Origin of the sequence: Litchfieldia stipae, from assembly GCF_014837155.1 — a bacterium.
Classification (GTDB): Bacteria; Bacillota; Bacilli; order Bacillales; family Bacillaceae_L; genus Litchfieldia.
The window spans coordinates 1-12,496 of record NZ_JACYHA010000008.1 but is presented as its reverse complement, the minus strand read 5'-3'; the positions used below and the strand labels follow the sequence as shown (position 1 = coordinate 12,496).

The following is a 12,496-nucleotide window of genomic DNA, read 5'->3' as shown; positions in this document are numbered from 1 at the left end:
GTGCCTATTTTTTATTATTTAATCGCAGGACTTACTTTAAGCTTCTTTCCTTTGATTGTTGTATTTTCCATTGCTTGTAGGACGAGTGCCCCTTTTCCATTAAGGATATCGACATAGGAAAGACTGTCTTTAATTGTGATGATTCCGATATCATCAGCTGTGACGCCAGGGATTTTTGCGATGGTTCCAACAAAATCAACGGCTCTGATCTTTTTGTTTTTTCCACCATTAAAATGGAGTTTTAAAATATCTTTATTAATTCGTGCTGTTTTATTATTTCTAACGACACGGCGACCGCTGATTTTTTCTTCAAAAGCAGCTTTTCCTCTTTCTACTTCATACTGTTTAGGAGCTTCCATTGTTGGAATCTCAAAACCAATATATCTTTCGATAGCACGGCGGTATTTTTCTTCATTAGGAGTTTCGAACGTAATCGCTTTTCCTTGATTCCCAGCTCGACCTGTTCGTCCAGTACGATGGACATAGCTTTCTTTTTCCATTGGAACATCAAAATTAATAACAAGAGTCACATTATCAACATCAATTCCTCTAGCAGCCACATCTGTAGCAACAAGATAACGGAAATTCCCCATTTTGAATCCTTCCATCACGGCGAATCGATCTACTTGCTCCATCCCACCGTGTAGTCGTTCACAAGAATAATCAGCGTTGTCCAACTCAGTATAAACTTGGTCAACATGCTCCTTTGTTCGGCAAAAAATAATGCAACTATCTGGATTTTCAACAACGGTTACATCCTTAAGTAAAGTAAGCTTATCTTCCTGCTTCACCTTAATTAGCTGGTGTTCAATGGTGTCAGTGGTAATCCCAGTAGCAGCAATTTCAATATGAATAGGGGTGTTCATATATTTATGACAGAGGACCTCTACGTCCTTTGGTAAGGTAGCTGAAAAGACCATAGTCGTTCGATTTGGTGATAGTTCTTGAATAATGGATTCGACCGTGTCAATGAAGCCCATATTTAGCATTTCATCAGCTTCATCAATAATAAGATAGTTAATATTGTCTAAAACTAGTGTGCCTCTTTCAATATGATCCATGACTCGTCCTGGAGTACCAACAACGATATGCGTTTTTTGCTTCAACTCTTCTCGTTGTTTTGAGAATGGTTCCTTTCCATAAACAGCTAATGCTTTGATTCGCTTAAACCTCCCAATATTGGTTAAATCATCTCGTACCTGAGCGGCAAGCTCACGAGTAGGTGTAAGGATTAGTACTTGTGGATGTCGTTCTTCCCAAATCACCATTTCACAAATAGGAATTCCAAATGACGCTGTCTTCCCACTGCCTGTTTGCGATTTTACAACTAGGTCTTGGTTATCCAACACTCTTGGAATCACTTCCTGCTGTACCTCTGTTGGGGTATCATATTTCAATACATTTAATGCTCTTTTGATTTCATCACTTAATTGATAATCTTCAAACGTATGTTTATTCATATAGACCTCTTTTTAAAATTAGACTTTTTAATAGGATTCGACAATTTTTTCAAAAATATTTAGGAATATGACTAATAATGTGTTATGCTTTATCTACCATTTTATTACCTATGACATTTTGCCTAGAGGAGGCTGTCTATTGTTAAGTGCCAAGCACTTATGAGACAGCCCCTTTTTTATTTTTTGCAAAACAAAAAGGACTCTAACCATGATTAGAGTCCTTTTCATTAATTATGCTTTGTTTACGTTTGTAGCTTGAAGTCCACGTTGACCTTGTTCAGTGTCAAACGTTACTTTTTGGCCTTCGTCTAAAGATTTAAATCCTTCGCCTTGGATAGCTGAGAAATGTACGAATACGTCTTCTCCACCTTCAACTTCGATGAAACCGAAACCTTTTTCTGCGTTAAACCATTTTACTGTACCTTGTTGCATGTGTGTTTCCTCCTGTGTGGACCATATCCACGGTTTATTACTAAAATTGCTCAATTAGTTATCAAAGGCGAAAAGTTCAAATACTTATTCAATCCCTACATACCGAACAATAATGCTTCTTAAGAGTAACAGATTATCTTCGGAAAAGCAAATAAGTATCTAAACCAATACATCTTGCCCTCATGTTTATGCTAAGTTAAGCATAGAGCTTAGTAACCTTCGTAATGACTTTTTTATCCTTTGCTGTTACCTTTTTAGGTTTAATCGGTTTGACAACGGCATATTCCTCTTGAAACTCTACAGAGATGATTTGCAGGTAAAAGGCGATTGATTCTCTATCCCCACCTAGGTAGCCCTTCAATATTTTCATTTTTTCAGAGGAACCTGTCATCTTCCATTTGTAATCCCATTCAATTTCGTTTTTGTAAGTGGTATCCATCTTTTCCTTCAGAGCAAGTGCTTCTGAAACAGCTTCTTCAGGAGTATTAAAAAAAGAGTTCGGTCTTTTCAGACGCTTTTTCCTAACCCCATCTCCTGCTTGTGCTTGGTATACTGTACTTATTGTCATAAATTTGGTCATTCCTTCCTTTGGTCCAGCCTTCTACTAATGAGAACTGAGGACTCGAAGACCAGGAAATTTCCTCTATCAATAAGTATACCCTTTAGTGCCAGTTTATACCAATTAATATTCGAACTAGCATTTATATTTTCATAAAAAAATGGTATAGATCATCAGTTTAGCCTGTATTCCTGATAGATTTTGTCGAACGAGATGAATTTTAGTCAATTTTGTTTACGTGATAGTGGAAATAAAATACAATGTGAATGGTTGTACTATTTTCACTAAAGGAGCAGTGCTTTGAATGGAGAACATTGATGGAAAAAAGACAGACAATGGAAGCGAAAGCCATCTTAGCCAACTAGCATCAGTTGGGCAAATTGCTGCAGGTATTGCTCATGAAGTAAGGAACCCATTAACAGCAGTAAAAGGATTTTTGCAGTTGCTTCAACAGGAAGAAAATAACCGTTACATAGATATTGCTCAAACAGAACTAGATAATGCCCTTATTACTTTAAATAATCTTCTTCAAGTATCTAAGCCAGATTTAGAAGATGAAGATTACCAGACTTTTAATTTAACCGTTGAACTAGAATCAATCTTAAATCTTTTTCAAGACAAGATGTATGATATTACCGTTCAAACAGAATTTAAATCGCCTAACGCTTTGATTGTTGGGAAGAAAAATCAGTATAAAAAGGCGTTCTTTAACCTGATAAAAAATGCGTTTGAATCAATTGAAGGAGAAGGGACAATCTCAATTTCTCTTATTTCAAGAAATGAAGAAGTGATTGTCACAATCACAGATTCTGGAATTGGAATCCCAGAGGATAAGTTAAGTTTACTAGGAACCCCATTCTTAAGTACGAAGGATCAGGGGACTGGTATGGGATTAACGCAAGTCTTTTCAGTTATTTACCAGCATGGAGGGAAAATTAATGTTGAGAGTAAGTCAAATGAAGGGACGACGTTTAGAATCCATATTCCCGAACAGAAAATATCTAATAAACGAGGGGTGCGAAAGTTGAATTTGAATTATATAGAGAATTTAACGATTAAAGAGTTCTTTATCGAAAATCGCAACGGATTTGAGGAACGTTTGCTTTCAGAAGCGATAAATGTGAAGGGGAAAATTGAAGAAATACATAAAATTGGGAATATTAATCTTGTAAATAATGCACATAAGTTAGTGTTGTATGTTGTGGAAGAAAGGGAACATGAATTAATATCATTCGCAAAGCGGGAAGGTGTTGCATGGGCAAAGTATTCCTTAACCGTTGCATTTAAGCTTGAATGGGTCCAAGCTATTCGACGAACCCTATGGGATTTCTTATATAACTATGAAGATTTACGTGAAGCACAACCAAACCGAACTGAATTCTTTGCGTTAGAGAAAAAAATCAATGAACTGATTGATCTCTTTCTATCACACTTTTTTATTAGTTATTCAAAGTTCAAGGATGAATTACTAGAAAATCAGCGAAAGCTTGTTGAAAATTTATCAGTACCGATTATTCCAATCAATAAGCATATCTGTATCCTACCAGTTATAGGTATGCTTGATACGATGAGACTCAATACCATTAAAGACAAAGTCTTTGATGAAATAGAAAGTCAACATATACAAACATTAATACTTGATCTGTCAGGTATTACTCCAATGACACATGAGACGACTCAAAATTTACTTGGAATCATTAAAGGAATCTCAATGATGGGTTGTCGAACAATCATAACAGGATTAAGGGCTGAAATTGTAAAAGGAATAATTACATCAGATGTTGGGCTTCTAAATCACGCAGAATTTAAGGGTACCCTACAAGTTGCTTTGAATGATGTGGTTTTTAATCATGAGAACTCATATTAAATAATAGTAGTCATTCAAAATCAAGAGATGGTATTTAGCCATCTCTTATTTTTTTCTCTCCAACAGATTCCCCTTCTGTTTCGTTATCTAATTGAAACCAATTTAATAAGAATGGGGGATGTCAAATGAATCCAGTAAATGAGAGTTGGGCAAGACAACATATTTCCCATCTGCTTGAGGAATCTAAGCAATATCAGGCTGCTCGTCAAAGCTTAAATAAACAAGGGAAACACAAGACACATTGGCTACTGTTCATGCTATTCTTAGGCTAGAAAAATAGATGACTAAAATTCTTTTCAAAAAAATCCAACAGTTTGTCACGTTGAATCGTTATCTAAATGTAATATAAAACAAATGAGTTACTATCAGAAAAAAGTGAGTTGGTCCCATGGAAGTGAGTGAACTATATACGAGGTTAAAAGACGATCTTCATCGATTTGCGGGTTCAATCGCAAGACATGAACAAGAAGCAAATGATCTAGTCCAGGATGCCTTGGTGAAGTCGTTAAAGGAGGAACAGCTTTTAGACTTACCTGTGTATAAGCAGCGTGCGTGGTTTTATCGGGTAATGAAGAACCGACTCATCGATGACAGAAGAAAAGAAAAACGCCTGTTGGAGTGGGAGGACGACTTAGATTTCCCGGTACAGGGATTTGCTACAAATCATCTTGAGATAGCTGAACTATTATCTCATGTATCAGATGAATTAAGTGATCTTATCTTCAAACGTTATTGGTTAGGCCTATCTAGTCAAGAAATCGGGTCTCAGCTTGGGGTACCAGCTTCTACGATTCGATATAAGCTTCATCTAGGGATAAAGAAATTAAGAAAAGTACTTGAGGAGGAGAACGAATGAGTCAACGAATTGGAAATGTAGGATTATTGAATATTGTCAATGCAACACCTGAAAGCATTAAAGGAATCGAAAGTATTGGGAATGTTGGAATGGTTCTATACAGTAAAGATACAGCTCCGTTACTATCCCAATTAAATATCGGTAATATCGGAGGAAGCGCTGAAATCCCAGAAGGTTACTCTCTATTAAACAGTAATATAACGATTGACCACTCATATCTAGAGTCAATTTCTGAACCAACTTTTCTATTTATAAGTGGGGATGTTACCTTTGAGAAAAACCTTCAAGGTACAGCACTAAATAAAGAACTCCAACTTATCATCAGTGGAAATGTTTTTGTTCCTGCACATCTCTCTGGTGCAGTAAATATTGTTATTAAAAACTGCTTAGGAAATATCATTACTTATGAGAATTCTCTTCCACGATATGAGAATGGTGCCTTTACACTAACTAATTCATTTCTTTTCTCTTTAAATGAGCCTCAATGGTTAGTTGTCAATGGCCTTTTAAAAGTTGAAGACAGCTTAGATTTAGAGTTGTTTGAAGTCAAAATAACGAAATTAGAAGTAAACGGTAAGATCTCACTTTATCAACATCAAGAAGCTTCCTTACACAAAAAAATCACATCATTGACAGCTTGTAAGCTGGAAATTATTCCAAATGGGTACGTGGTATTAAATAAATCAATCCGATTAAATGCAAGATCTATTCGTCGTTTCAAAAATAAAAAACTATATACAAAGAAACCAATCATGATTGAAAAAGATGTCACGAGAGAATTGCTAAGTACAACGATTGCTTCAATCCATTCAACATCTGTCATTATATGTCAGGAGCAGCTTGAAGATCTTATCTTTGAAGTTTCTAGTTTATTAGAAACCGAAGTGTTAGCCTATGATCAACAAGTAATTATGATAGAAGGGGATGAAGTCTGGTCGAATGAACAATTTTTGGCGTTAACACAGCCGACCAATTTCATCATCAACGGTCAAATGAGGTTAGATGAAGATGTGGAAGAAACGGTTTTATTAGAAAGTATCGCAACAATCGATATTTTGGGAGAAGTCATTGTTCCTCATAAAAAAATCAAGGGTAGCCTACAAAATTTAATTCGAGTATGTACAGGTAGCATCAATGAAGCAACAAGAACAGACGGCGGGTCATCATTAAAAAATATTGGAGAACTATGCTTATAACAAATAAATAGAGGGGCCATCACTGGCTCCCTCTATTTATTTAGCGCTCTAACAACCCAACCATTTGCAGGCCATGTAAAATCCCATCATCTTCAACAGATTTCGTTACAAACTTAGCTGCAGCCTTCACTATATCTTCAGCATTACCCATCGCAACACTGTTCTTCACACTTGAGAGCATTTCTAAATCATTTAGCCCATCTCCAAATGCAAATTGGCGATCTTCTGGAAATCCAAGCTTTTCTATGATTTTTTCAATCCCTTTGGCTTTTGACCCTCCTCTTGGAAGGATATCGACAGAAACAGGGTGCCATCTTATAAAATCAAAGTCTTGGAATTCTTGCTCATATTGCTTTTCTTCTCCTTCTGGGCAGAAGAGGAGTGTTTGATACAAATCACGTCCATTGTAATAATGTGGGTCATGTGTTGGGAATCGATCAATTTTTAAAGTCTCAATGCTTTCCTTAATATATGAGTGCTCAGGCACATTCGCTTTCATGTCTTCATGATCCATAAAGACAACAGGATGTTCATTAGCTAACGCAGTTGATGTCAACTTTTCAAGTGCATCGATGTTTAGTGGATTTGTGTGTAATACCTCACCATTTAATACGACATACTGACCGTTATAGCTAACATATGTATGGATGTCTAATTCTTCCCTTAAGTCCGCAAACATAAATGGAGCTCTTCCAGTTGCAATTGCCACTTCATGGCCAAGCTCCTTTAATTTGGAAATTGCCTCTTTAGTAGAAGCAGGTAACTTTTTATCATGGTTCAATAACGTTCCGTCTATATCAAAGAAAATAACACTACGTTCAGTCATAAGTATTCCAACTTTCTTTTTTAAATTTAATCAATTGAAGTTTTTATAAATAATAGAATAACATATTTGAAATCAGTGGCTCAAATCTCAAAAGAAAAAGACGACTATGAATTTCATAATCGTCTAAGTTTATCTATTAAGCTACATTCGTATGGGCTTTTTTGTTTGCCCCAAATTTAGCAACTTTGGTTCTTAAATATGGAAGGACATAGTAGTCAGCTCCGAATTTACCTGCATTTGCACCAGCTGCTAATATAATTACCCCTAGTAAAATCATTAATGGGTTTGTGCTGACAGTCCCAGCGAACATGAACATAAAGTTCATTAATAATCCGAAGAACATGGCTGCTGTTGTTAAGCATCCTAATAATAAACCAACACCTACTAAGAATTCGCCCCAAGGAATTAAGAAGTTAATCATTCCTACATTTGGAAGTGCTACACCTTCGATAAATGCATTATAAGTTGGATAAAGGGCTGCGCCTGTTGCTTTGTCTGCGACTGGGTTTGTTACAGCTGCATTTAGGAATCCACTTGCATCAAATCCACCTGCTGTTATCTTGCCCCAACCACCTGTCATCCAGCTCCATCCTAAGTACAATCTAATCACTGTTAAAATACCTGCTGCGATACGATTTTCTCTAATAAATTTGTTGATCATCTTGATCCTCTCCTTGCGTGTTTTTGTTTTTTTTATTTATCTCTATGTCTGTATCTTACTCCCTTGTGAACATATTCACAATGGTTATGTGAGAAACTTCACAATTCGTTCATAAAGATGTGAACTTTTTATTACAGCCATAGTGTTAATAGGCATAACTTATGGGTTTTCGACAAAGTTCGGGTGGTGTCAGGCACCACATGGTATACTAAGTCTTAAATGATGTAGTGATAGAAGGGGATTGAATGAACGAAATGAATAGAGAGCACGTGACTTATATATATTATTATGCATGCACCAAGGATGAAATCGACTTGTGTGCATTAGAGATGCGCTCTCTTTTTGGGAAAGATACTCAAAATAGCATCCTAGAAAGCTCAGTGAAAATTGACCCGAGTCGTAGTCCTTTTATACGAAACCGAATCGATATTATTTTTGAGGCTGAACAACTAAATGATCTCAAAGAACAAGTCAAAGAGCTGCAGTTAGCAACTTTAACTTTCAAAGTCATATATGTGAATAATAATGATCCTCTTGAACCTGAGAAAGTAGGGTTTAAAAATCGTCGTAAAATTGAACGTGAAGTAGGCTTACTCATAAATGGTGAACCGGATTTAATTAATCCTGATCGTCTCTTTGCTGTAATGGAGGTAAATGGTCGCTGGGTGTTTGGAGATTTTCATAAAAGTGAAGCGATATGGCTACAGCATCAAAAGAAACCAAATGATTATTCAACAGCACTTAGCACTCGAGTGGCAAGAGCAGTTGCCAATATTGCAGTTCCTAACCCAGATGGAATAAAAGCGATTGATCCATGCTGTGGAATTGGAACTGTTCTGGTGGAAGCTCTATCAATGGGAATTGACATTGTTGGTAGTGATATTAATCATTTAATTTTACCTGGAGTGCGCGAGAATATTGCACATTTTGGATTAGCAGGAGAAGTCACCTTGAGGGATGTTAGAGAAGCAACTGGGAATTATGATGTCGCTATTATTGATATGCCTTATAACTTGTGCTCGGTCATTACTGAAGAGGAACAGTTAGAAATGCTACAAAGTACAAGAGAGTTTTCAAAAAAGGTAGTCATTGTCACAATTGAACCAATCGATCATCTTATTACAAGCTCAGGCTTTGAAATCGTTGATCGTTGTATCGTAAAAAAAGGGACGTTCGCACGAGAGGTTATTGTTGGTGTATAATCGGAAGACAAGAAAACAGTGAAAATTACTCAAATGATAGGATGAAATTATGAATAAGATCGTTTCCTTAAAAGTGAAGCCAGCCCATATCAAGAGTTTGAAAGCAGGTTCTCCTCTTATTAAGAAAGAGGCCGTCGTTAATATGGGAGATGTGAAAGTAGAAGGAACCATTATAAATTTAGTTGATGAGAAGAATCAATTTATAGCAAAAGGATATTATGGGAAGCAAAACAAAGGAATTGGTTGGGTTTTAAGTAGAGAGCAAAAAGAAGAGATTGACCAACCATTCTTTGAAAAGAAGCTTAAAGCAGCACTTGCGTATCGAGATTCATATTTTACTGACAATGATACGACTGCCTTTAGAGTGTTCAACGGAGAAGGAGATGGTATAGGCGGATTTACCATTGATTACTTTGATGGATACTATTTAATCAGCTGGTATAGTGAGGGCATTTATTATTTCAAAGACCATGTTATCCAGTCTCTATCAAACTTAGTGGACTTCAAAGGGATTTATGAAAAGAAACGCTTTGCTGAAAAAGGGACTTATATTGAAGATGATGATTTTATCGGTGGAGAAAGAGCAGAATTCCCACTGATTGTGAAAGAAAATGGAATCAACTTCGCGGTCTATTTAAATGAAAGTGCGATGGTTGGCGTGTTTTTGGATCAAAAAGATGTAAGAAAAACAATTAGAGATAAATATGCCAAAGGAAAACGAGTGTTAAATACATTTTCTTATACTGGTGCTTTCTCAGTAGCTGCTGCACTCGGAGGAGCGTCAAAGACAACGAGTGTCGATCTAGCAAATCGCAGTAAAAGTAAAACCATTGAGCAATTTAGTGTGAATGGGATTGATTACGAATCACAGGATATCATTGTGGAAGATGTATTTAACTATTTTAAATATGCAGTTCGAAGAAAAGCGATGTTTGACATGGTTATCTTGGACCCACCTAGTTTTGCTCGATCAAAGAAGAACACATTTAGTGCCGGAAAAGACTATCCAGACTTACTGGAAAAGGCTATTGCTATTACTGAGAAGAATGGAATCATCGTTGCTTCCTCCAATTGTAGTACCTTTGATATGGACAGGTTCAAGAGTTTTATTGAAAAAGCCTTTCGTCAAACAGGGCAAAAATATAAACTTTTAGAAGAATTTAGTCTTCCAAGCGATTTTAAGACGATCAAAGAATTTAAAGAAGGCAACTATCTTAAGGTTGTATTTATAAAGAAAATTTCATGAGCATCATTCATGTAGAGGCTGTCCTAAAAGCGGAGTAATAAGTGCATTTTGGAGACAGCCTCTATCTTTTTCTATACAGGAACGACTAAGTAGTTATATAATAGTTTCGAGAGACGAAATATTTCTAATTTATTTTATATTCAGAAAGGAGATTTCTAATGAACGAAGTAAAGCAAAAAACATTCATCCGTTCGGAGGTACCTACTGAACAAACGTGGAATCTATCAGACTTATTTGAAACGGAGGCGGCTTGGGAGAGTGAATTAGAGGCAATCTCAAATGATCTTTCTACAGTCACTCAATATAAAGGGCGAATCGGGGAAAGTGCAAAGACATTGCTAGATTGTCTGATTGCTAGAGATAAATTTAGTGAAAGAGTAACACGTGTCATGACATACGCTTCTTTGCGCCAATCTGCGGATGGAACAGACCCAGCAAACCAAGCGAATTCAGCACGCGTGGCTTCACTATTATCAACGATTGGTGCTAGTACATCCTTCATTTGCTCAGAGATTCTTGAGTTATCAAATGAAACAATGGAAGCCTATATACAAGAAGAACCCGTTCTAGAGGAATTTTCAAAAACACTAAATGACCTACTTGAAACCAAGCCATATCGACTTTCTCCTGAAGCTGAGGAAGTATTAGCTGCATTTGGTGAAGTTCTTAATGCTCCTTATATGACATATCAAAGAAGCATCACATCTGATATGCAGTTTTCTTCTTTTTTGACAGATGATGGTGTGGAGCATCCATTAACGTTCAATTCGTTCCCAACATATGAAGCTTCAGAAAATACAGAGCTCCGTCGTAAAGCTTATGATGCGTTTGTGGATGGCTTGAGTAAATATAAAAATACGTATGCGGCAACTTATGCAACTGAAGTGAAAAAGCAAGTGACTGAATCTCGTTTACGTAAGTTTGAGTCTGTTACAGATATGCTTTTACATGATCAACAAGTTACGAAAGAAATGTATCATAATCAGCTAGACACGATTCAAAAGGAATTAGCACCACATATGCGTCGCTATGCGAATTTAAAGCAACGTGTACTTTGTCTTGAGAAAATGTATTACTGTGATTTAAAAGCACCACTTGATACAGAATTCAATCCGGAAATTACGTATGAAGAATCTGCAAAGCTCATCCTTGAATCATTACAGGTAATGGGACCAGAATACTTAGAAATTATGGAGCAAGGGTTAAGCAATCGTTGGGTTGATTTAGCTGACAATGTTGGAAAGCAATCTGGTGCATTCTGTTCAAGTCCATATGGGGTTCATCCATATATCTTAATGACTTGGAGCGATTCAATGAGAAATACCTTCACATTAGCTCATGAGTTAGGGCATGCGGGTCATTTCAGTTTAGCCGGACGTTACCAACGAATTTCTAACACTCGTCCATCTAGATATTTCATTGAAGCACCTTCAACGATGAATGAAATGCTGTTAAGTCAGCATATTATTGCAAAGTCGGATAATGACCGTATGCGAAGATGGGTGATTCTTCAATCATTAGGCACGTACTATCATAATTTTGTCACTCATGTCCTTGAGGGGGAGCTTCAACGTCGAGTGTATGACTTAGCGGAAAAAGGAACACCTATCACAGCGAAGCTTTTATGTGAACAAAAGATAGAATTGCTCTCTAATTTCTGGGGGGATGCGGTTGAGATTGATGAAGGGGCAGGATTAACGTGGATGCGTCAGCCACATTATTATATGGGATTATATCCATATACGTACTCAGCGGGTCTAACTGCATCAACAGCTGCTGCTCAAACGATTCAAGCTGAGGGTCAACCGGCAGTCGAGCGTTGGTTATCTGCTCTAAAAGCTGGAGGTACATTGAAGCCACTTGAATTAATGAAGTTAGCTAATGTTGATATGACAACTCCTGAACCGATTCAAAAAGCAGTTGCTTATGTTGGTTCATTAGTGGATGAGCTTGAGAAGAGCTTCTAAATTGTAAGAAAAAAGTCCTTCATCAAAAGTATAAGTAGTTCAGTTTTTGTGGAGAAACATTGAAAATAGCATATGGATTAGCATCCATTTTAGCACAGTTAATAGCATCTATATTTCGTTGGTAGTACAATGATTTTAAAGGAAATAAACGCAAAACATTATAGCAAATAGCACCCTTACTGGCATCTTGACAATAGCTATTGTCATCAGTGCAATTAGGGTGC

The 12,496-nt window shown here is 36.7% G+C and carries 13 protein-coding genes; 7 read left to right on the top strand and 6 right to left on the bottom strand.

The genetic code is table 11. From position 1 onward, the window contains the following. Window positions 1-14: 14 nt before the first annotated feature. From F7888_RS11120 to F7888_RS11110, 3 genes are all read right to left on the bottom strand, one after another. Window positions 15-1,460 carry a DEAD/DEAH box helicase gene (locus tag F7888_RS11120; RefSeq protein WP_191779465.1) on the bottom strand — a complete coding sequence of 482 codons (1,446 nt, stop codon included), beginning with the start codon at window positions 1,458-1,460 and terminating at the stop codon, window positions 15-17. A gap of 231 nt (window positions 1,461-1,691) precedes the next feature. Continuing rightward, on the bottom strand, window positions 1,692-1,892 hold the full coding sequence (locus tag F7888_RS11115) for a cold-shock protein (RefSeq protein ID WP_078550080.1): 201 nt from the start codon (window positions 1,890-1,892) through the stop codon (window positions 1,692-1,694). Between the two features lie 196 nt (window positions 1,893-2,088). Continuing rightward, the gene (locus F7888_RS11110; RefSeq protein WP_191779463.1) at window positions 2,089-2,460 is read right to left on the bottom strand and encodes a hypothetical protein; all 372 of its coding nucleotides are present in this window, start codon (window positions 2,458-2,460) and stop codon (window positions 2,089-2,091) included. Window positions 2,461-2,755: 295 nt separating this feature from the next. On the opposite strand from F7888_RS11110, the gene F7888_RS11105 reads away from it, so the two are divergent. From F7888_RS11105 to F7888_RS11090, 4 genes are all read left to right on the top strand, one after another. Further along, complete coding sequence (locus tag F7888_RS11105) at window positions 2,756-4,318, top strand: ATP-binding protein (protein WP_191779461.1); 1,563 nt, start codon at window positions 2,756-2,758, stop codon at window positions 4,316-4,318. Between the two features lie 125 nt (window positions 4,319-4,443). Then, the gene (locus F7888_RS11100) at window positions 4,444-4,590 is read left to right on the top strand and encodes a hypothetical protein (protein ID WP_191779459.1); all 147 of its coding nucleotides are present in this window, start codon (window positions 4,444-4,446) and stop codon (window positions 4,588-4,590) included. A 116-nt stretch (window positions 4,591-4,706) separates the two neighbouring features. Beyond that, window positions 4,707-5,174: an RNA polymerase sigma factor gene (locus F7888_RS11095; protein WP_191779456.1), complete on the top strand. Its 468-nt coding sequence runs from the start codon at window positions 4,707-4,709 to the stop codon at window positions 5,172-5,174. Beyond that, window positions 5,171-6,370, top strand: coding sequence for a hypothetical protein (locus F7888_RS11090; protein WP_191779454.1), 1,200 nt, complete (start codon window positions 5,171-5,173; stop codon window positions 6,368-6,370). The genes F7888_RS11095 and F7888_RS11090 overlap by 4 nt, the downstream gene beginning before the upstream one ends. A gap of 40 nt (window positions 6,371-6,410) precedes the next feature. Here F7888_RS11090 and F7888_RS11085 read toward each other — a convergent pair whose 3' ends face one another. Further along, window positions 6,411-7,196 (bottom strand): Cof-type HAD-IIB family hydrolase, encoded by a 786-nt coding sequence (locus tag F7888_RS11085; RefSeq protein ID WP_191779452.1) that lies wholly within the window; start codon window positions 7,194-7,196, stop codon window positions 6,411-6,413. 136 nt (window positions 7,197-7,332) lie between these two features. After that, window positions 7,333-7,857, bottom strand: a complete 525-nt coding sequence (locus tag F7888_RS11080) for a DoxX family protein (RefSeq protein WP_191779450.1) — start codon at window positions 7,855-7,857, stop codon at window positions 7,333-7,335. A 245-nt stretch (window positions 7,858-8,102) separates the two neighbouring features. Between F7888_RS11080 and F7888_RS11075 the strand changes: the two genes are divergently transcribed. From F7888_RS11075 to pepF, 3 genes are all read left to right on the top strand, one after another. Further along, the gene (locus F7888_RS11075; RefSeq protein WP_225228748.1) at window positions 8,103-9,059 is read left to right on the top strand and encodes a TRM11 family SAM-dependent methyltransferase; all 957 of its coding nucleotides are present in this window, start codon (window positions 8,103-8,105) and stop codon (window positions 9,057-9,059) included. 49 nt (window positions 9,060-9,108) lie between these two features. Continuing rightward, window positions 9,109-10,305 carry a class I SAM-dependent rRNA methyltransferase gene (locus tag F7888_RS11070; RefSeq protein ID WP_191779448.1) on the top strand — a complete coding sequence of 399 codons (1,197 nt, stop codon included), beginning with the start codon at window positions 9,109-9,111 and terminating at the stop codon, window positions 10,303-10,305. Window positions 10,306-10,463: 158 nt separating this feature from the next. Beyond that, window positions 10,464-12,272: an oligoendopeptidase F gene (pepF, locus tag F7888_RS11065; protein WP_191779446.1), complete on the top strand. Its 1,809-nt coding sequence runs from the start codon at window positions 10,464-10,466 to the stop codon at window positions 12,270-12,272. Between the two features lie 22 nt (window positions 12,273-12,294). On the opposite strand, the gene F7888_RS22570 is transcribed toward pepF, so the two are convergent. Further along, a partial coding sequence (locus F7888_RS22570) for a hypothetical protein (RefSeq protein WP_225228747.1) occupies window positions 12,295-12,496 on the bottom strand: 202 nt, incomplete at its 5' end.